The sequence below is a fragment of the Thalassobacterium sedimentorum genome, assembly GCF_031127905.1.
Taxonomy (GTDB): Bacteria; Verrucomicrobiota; Verrucomicrobiia; order Opitutales; family Coraliomargaritaceae; genus Thalassobacterium; species Thalassobacterium sedimentorum.
The window spans coordinates 138,997-155,573 of sequence record NZ_JARXIC010000007.1; the positions used below are offsets into that span (position 1 = coordinate 138,997).

The 16,577-nt window shown below is 51.0% G+C and carries 10 protein-coding genes and 1 tRNA gene; 2 read left to right on the forward strand and 9 right to left on the reverse strand.

The window, feature by feature from the left end; translation table 11 throughout:
• Positions 1 to 91 precede the first annotated feature (91 nt).
• From QEH59_RS06160 to QEH59_RS06175, 4 genes are all read right to left on the reverse strand, one after another.
• A complete protein-coding gene (locus QEH59_RS06160; protein WP_308984485.1) occupies positions 92 to 2,656 on the reverse strand; it encodes a circularly permuted type 2 ATP-grasp protein in 2,565 nt (854 codons plus the stop codon).
• A 141-nt stretch (positions 2,657 to 2,797) separates the two neighbouring features.
• On the reverse strand, positions 2,798 to 3,658 hold the full coding sequence (locus tag QEH59_RS06165) for a transglutaminase family protein (protein ID WP_308984486.1): 861 nt from the start codon (positions 3,656 to 3,658) through the stop codon (positions 2,798 to 2,800).
• A gap of 21 nt (positions 3,659 to 3,679) precedes the next feature.
• Positions 3,680 to 4,690: an alpha-E domain-containing protein gene (locus QEH59_RS06170; protein ID WP_308984487.1), complete on the reverse strand. Its 1,011-nt coding sequence runs from the start codon at positions 4,688 to 4,690 to the stop codon at positions 3,680 to 3,682.
• A 32-nt stretch (positions 4,691 to 4,722) separates the two neighbouring features.
• Positions 4,723 to 6,162, reverse strand: coding sequence for a circularly permuted type 2 ATP-grasp protein (locus tag QEH59_RS06175; protein ID WP_308984488.1), 1,440 nt, complete (start codon positions 6,160 to 6,162; stop codon positions 4,723 to 4,725).
• Positions 6,163 to 7,322: 1,160 nt separating this feature from the next.
• On the opposite strand from QEH59_RS06175, the gene QEH59_RS06180 reads away from it, so the two are divergent.
• Positions 7,323 to 7,985: a hypothetical protein gene (locus QEH59_RS06180; protein WP_308984489.1), complete on the forward strand. Its 663-nt coding sequence runs from the start codon at positions 7,323 to 7,325 to the stop codon at positions 7,983 to 7,985.
• Positions 7,975 to 8,874, forward strand: a complete 900-nt coding sequence (locus tag QEH59_RS06185; RefSeq protein WP_308984490.1) for a nucleotidyl transferase AbiEii/AbiGii toxin family protein — start codon at positions 7,975 to 7,977, stop codon at positions 8,872 to 8,874. Before QEH59_RS06180 ends, QEH59_RS06185 begins: the two co-directional genes overlap by 11 nt.
• A gap of 277 nt (positions 8,875 to 9,151) precedes the next feature.
• Here QEH59_RS06185 and QEH59_RS06190 read toward each other — a convergent pair.
• From QEH59_RS06190 to QEH59_RS06210, 5 genes are all read right to left on the reverse strand, one after another.
• Positions 9,152 to 9,226, reverse strand: a tRNA-Met gene (locus tag QEH59_RS06190).
• Between the two features lie 212 nt (positions 9,227 to 9,438).
• A complete protein-coding gene (locus tag QEH59_RS06195; RefSeq protein ID WP_308984491.1) occupies positions 9,439 to 10,632 on the reverse strand; it encodes a Wadjet anti-phage system protein JetD domain-containing protein in 1,194 nt (397 codons plus the stop codon).
• Positions 10,629 to 14,063, reverse strand: a complete 3,435-nt coding sequence (locus tag QEH59_RS06200) for an ATP-binding protein (RefSeq protein WP_308984492.1) — start codon at positions 14,061 to 14,063, stop codon at positions 10,629 to 10,631. Before QEH59_RS06200 ends, QEH59_RS06195 begins: the two co-directional genes overlap by 4 nt.
• Positions 14,060 to 14,734 carry a DUF4194 domain-containing protein gene (locus QEH59_RS06205; RefSeq protein ID WP_308984493.1) on the reverse strand — a complete coding sequence of 225 codons (675 nt, stop codon included), beginning with the start codon at positions 14,732 to 14,734 and terminating at the stop codon, positions 14,060 to 14,062. Before QEH59_RS06205 ends, QEH59_RS06200 begins: the two co-directional genes overlap by 4 nt.
• A complete protein-coding gene (locus QEH59_RS06210; protein ID WP_308984494.1) occupies positions 14,731 to 16,167 on the reverse strand; it encodes a DUF3375 family protein in 1,437 nt (478 codons plus the stop codon). Before QEH59_RS06210 ends, QEH59_RS06205 begins: the two co-directional genes overlap by 4 nt.
• Positions 16,168 to 16,577 lie beyond the last annotated feature (410 nt).

Sequence of the window (16,577 nt, forward strand, 5' to 3'; positions counted from 1 at the left end):
GATTGCCACTTTGTAAGCAATAAAGAGATATTGTTAGGTATAGAATTCATTTTCTATTATTTAGCCTCTAACTGCTGGCCACGGTCGAGGCCTATTCCATAGCAAAGAGCGTGGGCTCACGCGCAAAAACGTCCTGATGGCTGAAAAAGATGTCTTCGAGCCGCCCATGCAAAGCTTCCACTTGCTTGGCGAGGCCCTCAAAGGCTTCGCCCACAAACTCAGCAGTATGATGCATCGACTTAGGCTGTATCTCTCCGGCATCCAACCAGTCGACCTCATCCATAGGACTCTGAGCCAAAGGAAAAATAGCCAAAACTTGTAGCAAGCTGCGAATTTGCTCACTTAAGTCACTTCCAAGAGCGCGCTCGCCATTATAGGAAAGTGTGCTAATTGCATAATCCAAATTACGCAGACAGAAATTGACCGAACTGGGCACATGCTTGCTCTGCAGTATCAAACTACAGATACGATCCACATAAGCACGTGAACGAAACTCTCGTCGATAGGCATCCAAGGAACCCAATAAACGTAATAAAGCAGTCAAATCAGCGCTTTCTTCATCAACCTCATGATAAGCCTCTACCAAACGCGGCATAGCCACTTTTAAAACCGCTAAAACCCCAACCGCTCGTTCAAAGAAAATTCCGATACGAAAGAACTGCCAGGTATCATCGTGCGGCATGGTGCGCTCTGCTGTACCATTAAAACGGGCAAGCTCACTCACTATGTGTGCGCACAACTCTGTCAGTCGTGCCCGATTCAGCTTACGCTTCCCTTCAACATTAAGATAGAGCGAGATATCTTCCAAAACTTCACGACATTCGGGGCTGATCACCTCACGCACTCTGTCCAAAGAATTACGAGCGCTACGAATACAGGCACGAACCGAAGCCCCCTTGTTGCCATCCAGTAAAAGACTTCTCGAAAACGGTAACGTATCACGCGGCGGTCGCTTGCGCTTGGTCACCTCACTTTGCCCCGTAGCGGTTGCGACCGCTTGCAACAAAGGCCAATAGGTACGCTGCTCGGCGTGCGCCATTTGATCCCAACGCAAGCGCTCCAAAGTATGAAACTGACGCGAAGTATTTTCTGCGCGCTCCAAATAGCGTCCCGCCCAATACAGCGACTCCGCGACACGACTACTGATTGAAAAACGCTCACCAGTTTTAGCAGGCTGCCGTTTGGGAGCAGTATCCTGAACCATGCTATCCGGAACCCATACATCTTTCAGGCCGTCCGTTGCGATGGTTAAGCGTCGTGTGCGATGTCCGATCACCTTCTGCTGCACCATTCCACCAGGCAATACTATCGGTTCTTTACCTAAAATATAATAGACACGAAGATAACCACCGCGCGCAGTAAACTCCCCATCTCTATATTGCGGTATTTTCGCAGGCTCAGGAATTGCCTGAGCGACGAAATACTCTGGATGCTGTTTGGCAATATGCAGCAAGGAGGCAGCCGATTTTCCTGGGCGCCCCCCACAGAGTTGCCACAACATATCATGATCTTGCATCGGCTTAAGCACCAATTGATCCGCATGCTCTTGCACATAATCCCGCTGATCGATGTCACTGAGATGAAACGTCTCCACGGAACGGAGAATCGGGCTTTCATTACGATACTGTCCCACAATACGATCACTATAGCGCAATAATGCTCGGTTGTCCGAAACTCCAGCACCCGGTGCATTAACAATGGCAATATTGCCCTGTCGCCACGCATTGATCAGGCCAGGCAAGCCAAAGGCATTCGCGTTCGGTACTGCGATTGGATCCAGGGCGGAGCTTTCTACACGACGATAAATAACATCCACCGGCTCCAAACCACGAATCGTTTTCAAAAACACACGACTCTCACGCACCAAAAGATCACCCGGCTGCGCAATAGAAATGCCCATATGGCGCGCAATAAATGCCTCTTCAAAATAAGCCTGCCCCGGCTGACCGCTGGTCAACAAAAGGATGTGAGGATTAGCCCGACTCGACTGCGCCCGCAACATTTCCAATAAATAAGTGCTAAAGCCCGCAACTGGCGCGACACCTACACGCTCATACAGCTCAGGAAAAACCTGCGAAAGAATACGCCGATTTTGTAAAACATGGGATAGACCAAACGGTGCCCCCATATGATTCTCAACCACACGCCAGTCCCCTTCCCCCGCATCAACTAGATCAAAGGCACCGAATTGAGAATACTCACCATAAGGCACCTCAATGCCACTCAAAGGGCGCAAGAACGCTGGATCACGCAAGGCCAGATCATGAGGAATCACACGCTCACGCAAAATCTGCTGCTCGGAATACAGGTCTTGCGCATAGGCATTAAAAGCCAGCGCACGCTGCACCACCCCCGATGCAATGCGCTGCCACTCGGCAGCATTTAAAGAGAGCGGAAACAAGTCCAAACGCCAAGGATTCGCACTGGAGCGACTGGAGGTCACATCTGAAAACTGTAAGCCCAACTCCTCCACTGCATGATTCAGCCGTTTCTGGCGCTGACAGAGGTCGCTCTTGGAACAATCACGAATCACCTCCACGATGGGCGCATAGGGCTGACGCGCTCCTCCCTGAGCATCAAACGCAGCCGAAGCCTCCTCTCCGTGAAAATCACGAAAAGGGTCTATCTTCGAACTGGTCTCGTCGGCATGCCACATCAGCGGGTCAAAATGAATCGCGGTTTAAGCGATTGAAAGCCCAATCTCGGGTAATTATCTGGCATCTCCCCTGTTCTGAGAACCGAAGCTACGAAAAATACCTCGATTAGGTTCAATTTTTTGCGCATTGCCGTTCGACGTTCAAAGCGTCTGCGCAACACGTACCACTCTCACCGCAACTTCCATCGCTGCAACCGCTCCTCCGCGAAAAGCACCAGCGAGTGGCCGCACATCCACATAGTCTCGTCCAATGGCAACTTTAATATAACTCGCATCGACTCGCCGATTATGTGTCGGATCATAACCTGCCCAACCAATGCCTGGCAAAAAACATTCCACCCACGCGTGCGAGGCGGAGTTATCGGAAGCGGAACCCGACACAGACTTTTCCACGTAAAAATAGCCACTCACATAACGGGCGGGAATTCTAACAGAGCGGCACAACGCAATCATGACATGGGCAAAGTCCTGACAAACGCCACGCTTGTGCTCGAATACGTGCATCACATTCGACTCCACATGTGTGCTGCCGGGCGCATAACTAAAGTTCTTAAAAATGAATGCCATGATGGCTTCAACCTGGAGCCTAACATCCTCCAGGCTTGCCACGATTTCTTTGGCCTCGCGCTCTAGCATGGGGCTAAGTAGCACACGCTGGCTGCCAGCCAAAAAGTCGTAATAGCGCTCGTCCCGATCTAGCCCCGTCAGTCCCGCCACAGGGCAGCCGACAGAAAAGTCGCGCGTATCGGACGAAGTCTGCACGATCGAATACGCCTCCACCTGAAGTGAATCGTGCGGTTGCACCACTTCAAAGTGATGCACCTGATTCGTATAAAAGTCGAGACGTCGCAGCACACTCGGGCTACCCGGCGTAATTTTGAGTTCGAACGATTCGCAGTGCTGCAAGTCATCCGAGACCGGACAGAGGTGCGCATCGTTAAAACTATCCCATACCGGTTTGGCATAGGTATAGCGTGTGATGTGTTGGACAGAAAATTTCATGGGGCCGGATTCGCGCCCCTGCTATTGCTGCTGCTGTTGTTGCTGCGTGGCAATCTCCGTTTCCATATCGGGGCGTGCATGAAACATATAATTCTCAAACATCACTTCACCAATTTCAACGAAGCGCTCCTGCAAGCGCGCCAAGTACTCATGCAGCCCCGACTTAAAGACATCGTCAATATTACTATAAGTCAGGTCACTCATCAATCGCCCCGAAACACGTTCTACATCGTTTGAATAGAAACCGGGATTACAGCCAGAGATCTGGTGCAAATTCGTATCCAGATGCCTCACACAGGACAAAATCGAACGCGGGAACTTTTGATTAAAGATTAAGAAATTAGACACCTTCAAGGGATTTACCGCTGTCACATAGAGACTGTGGTAGGCTTCGAAAGCACTGCATGATTTAAGAATCGCCCCCCACTGCACCGCATCAATCGCCCCACCGACCTCATCCACACTGGGCAACAGCATATGATATTTAATATCGAGAATGCGACTCGTCTTATCCGCACGCTCCAAATACTTGCCCACCTGCATAAAATAAAAACCTTCGTTATGCGAAAACGTGGAATCTGTCATGCCTTGGAACAAGTGACTATAATCCTGAATTTGCTTATAAAATTCATAAGGTCCCTCATCCCAAACTTTCTTCGCATTGTTCGACTTAAGGAATAAATAGGCGTGGTTCAGGCATTGCCACATCTCGGTCGAGATCTGATCCCGAATCATACGCGCATTTTCTCGCGCCGCAAACATACAAGAAATAACTGAGCTGGAGTTCTTTCGATTAAAGGTGAGAAAATCAGTCACACTCTGCGAGTCCGCCTGATCGTAAAGCTCGTAGAAGAGCTCCTCCTCCCCGGCCGCACGAATCACTGGCTCCCAGTGTTCCTTTAGCTTATCATCGTCCAAGGCTTCGAAATCCAGCAAGAGCTGAAGGTTTACATCCAGCAAACGTGCAATATTTTCGGCCCGTTCAATGTAACGGCTCATCCAGTAAAGAGAATCGGCAACGCGTGAAAGCATAGTATATATTTCTAAAAAAGTTATAAGAGGTCTTAAGAGTCCGAATAAAGCACCCAGGTATCTTTACTTCCCCCACCCTGCGAAGAGTTCACCACCAATGAGCCCTTCTTCAAAGCCACCCGTGTCAAGCCACCAGGAACGATCGACGTCTTTTCCCCCGAGAGTATGTAAGGGCGCAAATCCACATGCCGCCCCTCAAAGTCACCATCACACCAAGTGGGGTGTCGCGAAAGCATGATCGGCGGCTGAGCAATAAAGTTGCGTGGATCCGACTTAATCAGCGCACGGAAATCTTCGACCTCCTGCTTGGTGGCCTTCGGACCGATCAACATACCATAGCCTCCCGCTTCGTTGGCCGATTTCACCACCAACTGATCCAGATTCTCCATGATATATTTAAAATCATCGTCCTCCGAAGCGAAGAATGTCTCCACCTGCCCCAGAATCGGCTCTTCGCTCATATAGAAGCGAATCATATCCGGCACATACGCGTAGATCAATTTGTCGTCGGCGATGCCCGTGCCGATCGCGTTGGCGATATTCACGTTGCCCGCACGTAGTGCGTTCACCAGCCCCGGCACACCCAGCATGGAATCCGGACGAAAGACACTCGGGTCGATAAAATCATCATCGATACGGCGGTAAATCACGTCCACCTGCTGCAAGCCCTGAGTCGTGCGCATATAGACTTTATAATCACGCACCACGAGGTCACTGCCTTCCACAATCTCGATGCCCATTTGACGCGCAAGGAAGCAATGCTCAAAGTAAGCAGAGTTGAAATGCCCGGGCGTCAACAGGACACAGACTGGGTTTTCCTTACCGTAAGGCGCCACATATTGCAGTGTTTTGAGCAGTTCCTCGGAGTAATTTTCCACTGGACGCACGCCCGCCTTAGGAAAGAAATTAGGAAAAGCCCGCTTCATCGCCTGACGGTTTTCCAGCAGATACGACACCCCTGAGGGGCTACGTGCATTATCCTCCAGCACCAAATAGTTGCCCGCATCATCACGAATCAAGTCCGTGCCACAAATATGAATGTAAATATCCCGCGGCACTTCAACATTCATAAACTCACGCCGGAAGTGCTTTCCCGACAGGATGTAACTGGCGGGGATAATGCCCTCTTTAATAATACGCTGCTCGGAATACACATCCTTAAGGAACATGTTCAATGCTTGCATCCGCTGCGTGAGCCCGCGCTCCAGAAACTCCCATTCGGTCTTCGGAATAATGCGCGGCATTAAGTCGAAAGGAAAAATCTTCTCCGTGCCCTCTTCGTCACCATAAACGGTAAAGGTGATGCCCTGCCGTAAAAACGAAAGATCCACCGCTTGTCGCTTCTGCTCAAAGTTGTCGACCGACAGCGGTGTCAAGCGTTCAAAGATCGCCTGATAGTGAGGACGGACTTTACCGTCAGCATCAAACATCTCATCAAAAAAATGTTCGGTGGCGTATTGTTCAAAAAACATAATAAGGGGGTTATCTGAGTTCAAATGGGGTGATAGCAAATTGCCTGCCATTTTTCAGATTCAGCAGAACTATACAAACAAGATGAGCAAAAACCAAGCGGATAATACGCCCATAGTCCTCAATATGATGAGTAATGCAAAGCGCCTTCCTCTAAAAATCATGGCAAAGCGCAGGATAGCAGACGCGGGTGCCCTCCGGGGAGCGACAGAAACATTTGAACTGCCGACCAAATGCTTATGAGGACTATTTTATATACTGCAGATCAATTATTTATGTAATATGTGCCATAAAATGCCCCACTGACTTGAACTCAGGGTCACCCACATCAAATCCAGCCCACGCTGCGGCTTCTGAGTATGAAAGAAGAGTTTCCCCCCTCTGTACCCACGAGGAGGAAGTAACACCCGGTTGTAAAATAGAGCTGCTCAGCCCCATGTTTGAAGATGAGCCAGCCTAAGCCGACCCCATTGGTTGCGAATTTATGCATAACATATCCTTTAGTTGAATTAAACACCGCACATTTTGTGCAGATATGCCTTCTTAGTTTTTTTGGGAAGCGCCCCGTAACTAGACTGCGCATGTTTACGAATAGTTTACAGTCCGCAGCCAGAGACCGAAAAAACCCTAAAAAACACAACAGAAACGGATGAGTAATTCCCCCAAGCCTCAGCCCTGAGAGAAGTAAGACAGGAGCTCCCCAAACTATCAGAACTACTCCAAGCCAGAATCAATCTCCGACACTTTTTCCCTTGCACACGTATAGTAAAACGTCCTAAGGACGTTTTACTATACGTGTGCATATAACTAGTGGCAAGCATGAATTAAATACCTTTGACATCCTCTATGTTATGTATTACGTCCTTAGGACGTAATACATAACATAGAGGTGGAACATTCTAAGCATACAGATACAATCATAACTCCAAAGCTGACTCTACTAGAAGAAGCTTTGCGAGACATCTTGGTCGAATCTCAGATGCCGATTGTAACCTCATACCAACTCTTTAACAATATACGAGGACTCTACAAGAGCGGCCGAAAACTGTGGTTGCGGACCTCAGTTCCAGATAAAACGAAACTGAACCAAGTTCGAAGGAGTCTAGTCGAATTGAATATCCTAACACCCGACAAGGACTTTCAGCATGGGGTCTATCGTATCGTGAACAATAGCGACCGCTCAGCAGAGGAAATTTGTGGAGTCATCGACCCTTTTGGCTACATTTCGCATCTTTCGGCCATGGCTCGATACGGATTGACCGACCGGCGCTCTAAGGCACTACAGATAACCCTTCCTGATGCCAAAACCGGAAAACAACTCTGGAAGGAACAGATTTTCGAGAGGGACTACACTGAAGAAGAAAGAACAAGCCTAAGCCCTGCGGAAATCATCTCTCCGTCTCCTCGTTCGAGCTTCCCGATTAAAGTTAGAGGACAGGAAATTTCAATCAAACGCACTTCTCACCTCGCAGATAGCCAGCCTATAAAGGGAAGCCTCTCACGCATTGAAAAAGTTGGCCAAGTCTTTGCTGGAATGCTCGAAGAGCCAGATCTCTGCGGTGGGATGAAACATGTTATCGAGGTATGGGAAGAGCATGCTCAGACCTACCTTGAAGAAATCATCGAAGCTGTTGAAAGTCGCCCAAAGGGCATCACTAAAGTGCGTGCTGGTTATTTGCTCGATGAATTGCTTGGAATAAAGAACCCTCGGATTGAAAACTGGACGCAATTTGCCCAACGCGGAGGGTCACGCATGCTGAACCCATCCGCACCCTTCGAATCTAAATTTTCTGAAAAATGGATGCTTTCTCTTAATGTCAACTGAACCAACACCACATACTGTCGACATCAATGCCTGGGTCGAAAAATCTAGGCATGACCCACATCTCTACTCTGAAAGGCAAGCCACAGAAGTCGTTCTTGCATCCATCGGAAGGAGTTCAACCTTTGGTGGTAAGATGTTCTTAAAGGGAGGCACTCTCATGGGCGTAGTCTATAAAAGCCCGAGGCAAACTGCCGACATTGATTTTACTGCCGATTTTGATCCCTCAGATTTTTTGTTAAAAGAACTAAACGACGATTTAAACGACGAGATGAAACGCACTGCGGCTCAATTGGGGTACCCAGACCTAGTTTGCCGGGTTCAAAGCTTGAAGAAAAAACCTAGACCACAAGGCTTTGACAAAATGCAATTCCCAGCAATCGAGATGAAAATCGCCCACGCAAAGCGTGACACCAGACCTCACGAGCGATTGAAAAGAGGCGACTGCCCGACAACTCTCAAGGTAGAAGTCAGTTTTAAGGAGCCCGTGGAAGCGATCGAATTAATTCAACTCGGTGAAGATTCAACAATTCACGCATATGGGTTTGCTGAATTAGTTGCCGAAAAAATGCGAGCACTACTACAGCAGGTAAAGAGAGACCGGAGTCGGTGCCAAGATGTCTACGACATCGCTTTTCTTGTCAGGGATGGAATATTTGAGGACAACGAGAAAGAGTACATCTTAAAGCGCTTGATAGAAAAATCCCATGTTCGTGACATTCACCCCGATATAGATACCATGGGACAGTCAGGAATCAAAGAGCGAGCCAAGGAAGGATGGGAAACACTTGGCCTCGAATTATCCGAGTTACCCGATTTTGATACTGAATTCGAAATTGTTGAGTCGTTCTACCAATCGCTGCCTTGGGATAAAGCCAGTAGACCCACTTGAGTAGTAAACGCGCCTAAGCTATGAAACTCTGTATTCCTAGATATATTCTAGGAATTGAAGTGATTTTTTGTATTTTGGCCAAATCGCATCCTTGATTTACAAGCGAGAGAATGACGATCGCAGCAGTATTCTAATTCATGGAACAGCCAATCCAGTGCCACAAAGTGCCACATTCTTGCCCTAATTTGTCCAACTTTGTCCCAATACCAACGACTTACGGAACAACTTGGGCAATAAAAAACGACCTACGAAACCTCGTAAGTCGTTGATTATTAAATGGTGCCAAAGGGCAGATTTGAACTGCCGACCAAAGGCTTATGAGTCCTCTGCTCTACCACTGAGCTACTCTGGCGTAAAGTGAAAGAGGGTAGAAAACGATCTGAGAAGGTCAAGTCAAGCGCTCAATTTTAAGTTTTTTCCTGATTCACTCTCATGATTCAGGTAAAATAGCCGTCCATTTAGGAAGCACTGAGCACGTGCGAGCTCGCTCCCATTGGCGTGAACACGCTGAACACGGCACTCAAGCTGAATCCATATATTAAAAAACGGCTGAAGCCGTCACTCTTACCTCATTGCATCCTGGTTAAGAGTGAGCGCTTCGGGCGCAATGCGTCTTCGTAGGATCTCTTGTACCATAGTATAATCGATCTGCTCTTGCTCGATGCGTATGCCGGAAAGTGCTTGGAGCTGGCTGACCATGGCCGACTCTGCGGCAGTTAAATAAATCTGCTGCGCTTCGGAGAGTTGCTGCTCCGCGCTGTGCGGCTGCTGATAGGCGCGGCAGCGCTCAAAGGTCTCGACATCCATTAGGATCGATTCAACCGTGGGAAGTGCCGCTCTGAATTGCGCGAGGATCCCAAATCCGGAGAGGTCGATATCGCCCCAATAGTAAACGTGCTTGGCTGCCAACCACCCAACGCGGCCCAATCGACTGACCGCAAAACCATGCCCCATGATCGCTATAGTTTTGGGCAACTGCGGCAGCGTCAAAAAAGGCACGTGATTTTCCACGACAATGACGCGCTCAAAGGCCTCAAAATAATGCGCTTTCTCCGCTAACTCACGCGCTGTGGCCATCGCATGACCGAAGGGCAGCAATTTAATCGTCGGGTCCAAGGAGCGAAACTCGATTAGGCTCTCCTTGCTCATCAGCCCGAGCTGCTCTTCAAGTGTGCCCTCCGTCTGCACCCGACACTCAGGCGCGAAGGCCTGCACCAGCGCGGACAACAAGGGGCGCTCTTGTTCGAAAAACTTAGTCGGCACGGCTACCGGCAATTGCCGCGGATAGAGTCCGGGAGCAGGATTGGCCTGTAAATAAGTCAATAGTTTGATGACATGCTGAATCGTTTCGGCGGGCTTACGCATCAGCGGCAGATGCTCCGCACACCAGGGACGTGCGGAGGGGGTCCACTCACAGAGACGGGTCACATTTGCCAGCACTGCCTGCGCTTCGTGCTCGGCTCCTAAATACTTTAGAAAATCATCTGCGGAGGCGAAGCTGAGTCGCACGGGAAACTCGTTCTTGCCATGCCGCTTCGAATTCACAGTCGCCCACTCGATGGTATAACCGAAGCCCAATGACTCGCGACTCTGCGAACGTATTAAACTGTCGATCGCGCGCCACTCCGACAGGGGCGCCGTGGTCTTGGGTTTGGCGATACGTATTGGCAAAGGGAATACAGAATCCCCCACAATCAGACCGCGCAAAACTTCGTTCAGTTTGCGAGCGGCCTTATTGCGTAAGTCATCCAAGGTCATGAGTCCGCGACTTCGTCCATCAGTTGTTTATATTCGTAAACATCCAGATTATGAATTTCCGAATGCACGTTGGGCCGGGTTACAATGTGGTAGCGTTCGACATATTTCTGCACCAGGTGGACCTTGGAGTCCAAGGGCTGCACGATGATCAGTTGCAGGCTGAACTGTTTAAACAGCTCTAGCAAATAAGTCGAAAACTCATCGTCGGTCTTACTAAACATTTCGTCCACCACGACCAAGCGGAAGGTTTCGGTCTGGTGATCGTTGTTCAGCGAGATGCCATATTGATAAGCAATCGCGGTGGCGAGAATGGTAGAAGCGAGCCGATTCTTTTCACCGCCAGACTTCCCGGAAGCACCGGAATAACACTGGAAGCTTTCATCGGTCTCACGGTAAAATTCGTCGGCCCGGAAGTTGAACCAGTTACGAACATCGACCACCTGCTGCGTCCATTTCTCATCTTTGCTCAGTTCGTCCAGCAAGTGACGCACGCGGTTGAAGCGCTCGGAGCGCTCTTCGTCGGTGTTCTCTTCCTGCACGATATTTTCCAAAGCATACTGACGCAGCGCACGAAAGCGTTTCTGTTTATCATCGTCGGTGCGCTCGGGAACGAGCTGAATATAGGTGTGTTTATTGCGGTCGAAATCGACTTCTTTCAAATGCAAGTTCAAGTCGGCGATGCGGTTCTTAATGGTTTCCGCATGCTGACTCAGCAACCCATCAAAGCTGGAAACGTCCTCGATCAAATTGGTCTGTAGCAAGCGATTAAAACGTTGCTGATTTTTAGGCAGGTCTTCCTCCTCGATGCGAATGCGCAGCTTTTCAAAGGGCGCGAACAAGGACTCACTATATCCCGGAACCGCGAGGCCATCGGTGTACAGTTCATCATGCAGTTTGGGCTCCTCGTTTTTGACATCGTCGAGGAAGCGCTGAATCTCTAACTTGGCGGCGTTGCCAGCATCATTGCGTTTGCGGTTGGCTTCACTGCGCTTGCGATCCAGCTCACTGCTGATTTGCGACTTTGCAGTTTGTAATGCCGCGACACTGGTGGGCGGAATCTCGAGTAGCTTTTTCACCGCAGGCAAGCGCTCCTGCATGACTTGCATTTGCTCGGGATTCTCGTTGGCAAGATCAATAATCGTCTGGCAGTCCTGCATGCCGCTCTCGTTTTGCTCCTGACGCGCCTTCCACGCGCCCAAGCGTTCGCGCGCATTTTTGCTATTCTCGCTCGCGCGTGCTTTGGCGGCCTTGGCCTCCTCGAGTTGCGCCTGTAAACTACTCTGTTCGTCGGAACTGGATTCGAGTCGCTGGCGCTCGACCTTGAGCTCATCCTGAGCCAGTGCGGGGCTGAAATAATCCACGGCATCCCAATCGCTGGCAATGTCGGGCAATGATTTTGCGGCCTGCAAGGCGGTATCGATGCCGTCTTTTTCGTTAGTCAGCTTACGCACATTCTCCACGAGTTCGCTACGCGTCACCTCTTGCTCGGCATGGCGGGTTTGCAAGGCTTTGATCTTGGTCGAATTATCCCAACCCAAAACATCGCGGCTGCGGTCATTGATATCGTGACGGTCGTCCTTGCGTCGCTCGGAGCCGCGTTGCTTGATTAGGCCGCCAACCGTAATGGCCGTCTTCGCGCGATTGAACAACTCGTCCGGCGCCTCACAGCACAGATGGTCGTAACGATAACTAAGCTCGGCAGCCAGCCAACGATCAAACTCTCCCGCATCGGCGTGAATCTCCAGCTTGGCGGCCACGGCCTCGGCATGCAATTGTGGATTGGTAGAGCGCGCTTCGCCCTCCACCACATGATACACCAACAAGCCGCGCAGATTGGTGCGGTGCACATAGTCGTCCATCTGTTTGCGCAAACGCCCCGGCACCAGCACGCAGAGTGCAAAGCTATGCACCAGTCGCTCGATCGCGCCCGTCCAGATGGCTTCGCTTTCTTTGACTTGCACCAGTTCACCAACGAAGGGCAGTTCCTTCGGGCGAACTTTCAAGGCCTTAGCGATGCCGTCGCGCATGCGGGTAAGCTTGTCGTCGATATTGCCCTCTCGCTCTTGTAGACTGCGCACCTCGGCACTAATCTGCTCTTGTTGCAAAGTGAGCTGCTCCAATTCTGCCCGCAGTTGATCCAGCTGTCTCCCTAAGGCCTTAGAGCGTTTACCCAATCGTTCGGCATCTTTCTGAGCTTCGGCCAGCAGCTCAATAAAGTCCGCTTCCGCTTGGCAGACGGTGCCCGTGCGCCACTTTTCGGCGCGCGCGATAAACTGTTTATAACGCGCTTGGCGCGGCTTAATCTGTTGCTGCAACTGCGCCAGCTCTGCCTTGATCTGCTGTAGGCGACGCCCGGTCTCACTGGATTCAATCGCGATGGTCAGCTGCTGGATGCGTTCTTGTTGTGCCTCCACTTTTAAACCTTCGGACGTTTCCTCGGCCCGCGCTTTGACCAATTCGCGTTCGATTTCTTCTGCATCCGCGGTTCTAAACTTCAACTCGGTCTCTGCGAAAAACAACGGCGCAGCCTCGATGCAAGCGGTCCAATGGTCGACCTGATCCTCCTGGATCTGCACGGTGTTATTGAGACGGTGAATTTCGTTGAGCCGGTCGAGACGTTTTTTCTCACGCTCGATACGCTCGTAGGTGCGGCGCAGTTCCTCAAAGTTGTTACGCAACTCTTCCAGTTTTTTGGGCGCGCCGCCGTCGTCCAGCATGTATTCGCGAATGAAATTGGTCAGGTTACTGATGTCCTTGATGCACACCGCCTGATTGAAAATATCCATCGGGTTCTTTTCCGCCGACAGACAAAGCGCCTCATGAAAGCGCTGCGAGTAGAGCGTAAAGGTGTCCAAGGGCTCCAGTGCCCGCTCCTTCAGTTTTTGCCTTACCTCGGATGGACTGCCCAGATCTTTGAAATCATCCTCGATGGTCAGTTTCTTCTTCGCCACCACATAGGCGCGCTCCAATTTCTTGGCCGGCGTGAGCCACAGCACCTGTGCCAAGGTCACATGTTGTTGATAAGTTTCGTTGTAAAAATAAGCCAACAAAACAGTGACCGATTGCCCTGCTTTACGCAGCTGCTTGGGACGCCCGTAGCCTCGCTCCTGATCGTGCTCTTCGGAATATGTGCCGAGCACATAGTCTTTTTCGTTACGCTCTTTCTTTTGCTTACGCTCGCCGCCGCCGGCCGAGGCCTGATTATAGTTTCGCTTGCGGCTATCGATCAGGATGGTGAGCACTGCATCGGCCAAAGTCGATTTACCGGCACCATTACCACCGCTCAACAGACTGGTGCGGCCGTCGGGCGCAAAACTGTGCACGCGCCCATGAAAGGTGCCCCAGTTCAGAACTGAAAATTGATGTAAGCGAAATCCGGCCGTGGAACGATCGGGTGCAAATTCTAGCGTAGCTTGTGGTTCGTGATTCATACCTCTGCGTCCTCTTCTGTTTCTTCAATCTCGCCTTCGTCGGTATCCTCCGTCGCATCCTCGGCGACATCCTCTTGGCCCAAGTGCGCTTTCAAACGATTGCGAATCGCCTCGATCTGGTCGACAGGTAGCTTGGCCCGCAGGATCGGCTCGACGCGATAGATCACCTCGCTGCGGTTAGGCACTTGACGCAGGGCGGACAATTCCGCCAAGCGTGCCACGGCGGCTTTGACCTTTTTCTCGATCTTTTGCTCGTTGCCGGTCTCGCCACAATAGGGGCGCATAAACTCCAGAATATCGCGAAATTCCAGGTAGAGATAATCGGTGCCATCGGTGGATTGATCATGCCGCAGCAAGCGCTCGCGCAGCTCCGTCAACAGCACCGTCGGCAGAAAAGACAGCGGCGTGCGACGCATCAATCGTGGCAGCGGCGCTTCGCCCTCGTGACTCTCGGACGGCTCTTCCTCTTCTTCGCTCGTATCTTCATTGCGCAGAAAGGCGTAGCCCGCGTCCTCATCCACGACGAGGTCCAGGCCCATCAGATGGAAATGTGATTCGACCTGATGACGGTCGCGCAGCAAGCGAGCCCAGGACTCTGTCTCTTCCTGATAGAGTGGTCCACGCACCAGTTGAACGATGACGTGGCGAATTGTGATGACGGAGGGATTCATTTTATAAAGACGATTTTCTCAAGTTCAGCATAGCGCGGTTGCACTTCGCGCTTTAAGTCGATCTGCATGGTTTCGGGGTAAAAGACATTCTGCGAGCCCTCGCCCGCAACCGCCACATAAGCGACCACATCCACGATGCCCGACTCGATCGGATAGCGCTCCACCAACTCGCGCAGGCTTACCTGCGGCTGCGCATCCAGGACCTCGTCTAGGCGTTTGCGATATTTCGGCAAATTCAGCGGTTTACCAATGCGGCCCAACGCATCTTTCAAGGAAGCCACGCTCCTCGCCTCGTCCGGATCGATCTCTTCGAAACGCGTCGACTCCGGGGCTTCCCAAGTGCCAACTTCCATAAAATTGTTAAAACGAACGGGCTCTTCCCAATGGTGCAATGCCTCATCGGCAGGCAAATCGCCACAGGCATTGGCCAAGGAGCGCACCTCACCCAGCAATTCCATTAAGTAGCGCGTCTGTTGCGAAGTCTGCTCCTCCACCACACGACGCAGTTGCCCCGAGATGCGGCGGTAAATTCCAGCCACGCTCGACACTTCATCGTAGAGACGCTTGGGCAATTGTTGGAAAACGTGCGCGTCCAGCTCATGCGTCTGTGCCAGCTCAGCAGCGCGCTTCGCCAGCGCCAGCAGTTCCTCGCGATTCTCGACCGAGGTAATCGACTCACGAAAGCCGAAGTAACTGCGGCCCTGATCTCGACTCCGCAGCGCCTCGTCGGCGTCCAACACATGCGCCACCAAATCTCCCTTCGAGAGTTGCTGCTCCAGATATAAATTCTGAATGTCGCGCGCTTGCTCGCGGAAAGTCTCCTCAATCGAGCGAAAGTCGCTCAAAAATTCGTCAATGTCGGTCTCCAAGTCGTGTAGCGCATCCTTGACCGCTGCCGGATCCAGCGTGTCGACCTTGCCCGTCTCGCGGATTTGCTGCAGTTCCGCATCGATCTCATCACGCTGCTTCAACAACTCCTTGCGTCGCGCCTCCGGGTTAGAATTCGTCTCGCGCTCAATGCGACGCAACTCCGAGACGATGCGGGTAAAACGAGAGTCCGAGGTGGTATAACCACGTCGATCCCCCCGTCGCAAGTCCTCCACCCAGGCCAGCGCCTTCTCACTAAACTGCGTGAGTTGATACACATAGCTGTTCTGCGCCTCCACGAAACGCTTCTGCAAGAGTCGATGACTCTCCTCACACCACTGATTCAAATAAAATCGCGCATCGCGCGGCATGGCATCCGGATCCGCTGCACGCGCGTCCTGCAAATGCCGATCCAAGAGCGCCTCCAAGTCCTCTTCCGGAATTTGCGTCAGACCATTTTCCTTAAAACTCACAAAAAAGAAGCCCAACACAAAGCAAGCGCTCGGGCTACGCAGTAATTTCAGCGTCGGGCTCTTGGCAAAATAGGGATCGAAAATCGAAGACATCGCACCAGAAAGTTGAAGAGTCGGTGAGCTGTCAATCTGTAGCGATATGAACCTTAATTCAGAAGTCAGAGCTCAGAAAAACAGAGGCCAGTCACGTCTAATACCACTTCCAAGAATATATGATCTATAAGCTTGGCCTTAGCGTAGCCTCGAAACTTTGTTTGGGGGAGGGATTAACATCGCCCCGGTTCCGAGAACCGAGGTTACAAAAGATATATTTCTTAGGACCAAACTTTTTTCGAATTGGTATAATTGACGATTGCTCACGCAGTTCGACTGCTCGACGCGCCCGCGCATCGCTCAAGACCTCGCTCCCCAATCTCGTCAACGACTAACAACCGACGCAAAAAAACGACTCTCCTGCGAGGGAGAGTCGTTTGTAGAAATTGCTTTTTGGAGAATCACCCAGT

Coding starts and splice junctions, on each gene's coding strand:
- QEH59_RS06170 (WP_308984487.1), bottom strand. CDS start 4,690: ATGCTTTCACGCGTTGCCGATTCTCTTTACTGGATGAGCCGTTACATT.
- QEH59_RS06210 (WP_308984494.1), bottom strand. CDS start 16,167: ATGTCTTCGATTTTCGATCCCTATTTTGCCAAGAGCCCGACGCTGAAA.
- QEH59_RS06175 (WP_308984488.1), bottom strand. CDS start 6,162: ATGTTTTTTGAACAATACGCCACCGAACATTTTTTTGATGAGATGTTT.
- QEH59_RS06160 (WP_308984485.1), bottom strand. CDS start 2,656: ATGTGGCATGCCGACGAGACCAGTTCGAAGATAGACCCTTTTCGTGAT.
- QEH59_RS06195 (WP_308984491.1), bottom strand. CDS start 10,632: ATGACCTTGGATGACTTACGCAATAAGGCCGCTCGCAAACTGAACGAA.
- QEH59_RS06165 (WP_308984486.1), bottom strand. CDS start 3,658: ATGAAATTTTCTGTCCAACACATCACACGCTATACCTATGCCAAACCG.
- QEH59_RS06205 (WP_308984493.1), bottom strand. CDS start 14,734: ATGAATCCCTCCGTCATCACAATTCGCCACGTCATCGTTCAACTGGTG.
- QEH59_RS06200 (WP_308984492.1), bottom strand. CDS start 14,063: ATGAATCACGAACCACAAGCTACGCTAGAATTTGCACCCGATCGTTCC.
- QEH59_RS06185 (WP_308984490.1), top strand. CDS start 7,975: ATGTCAACTGAACCAACACCACATACTGTCGACATCAATGCCTGGGTC.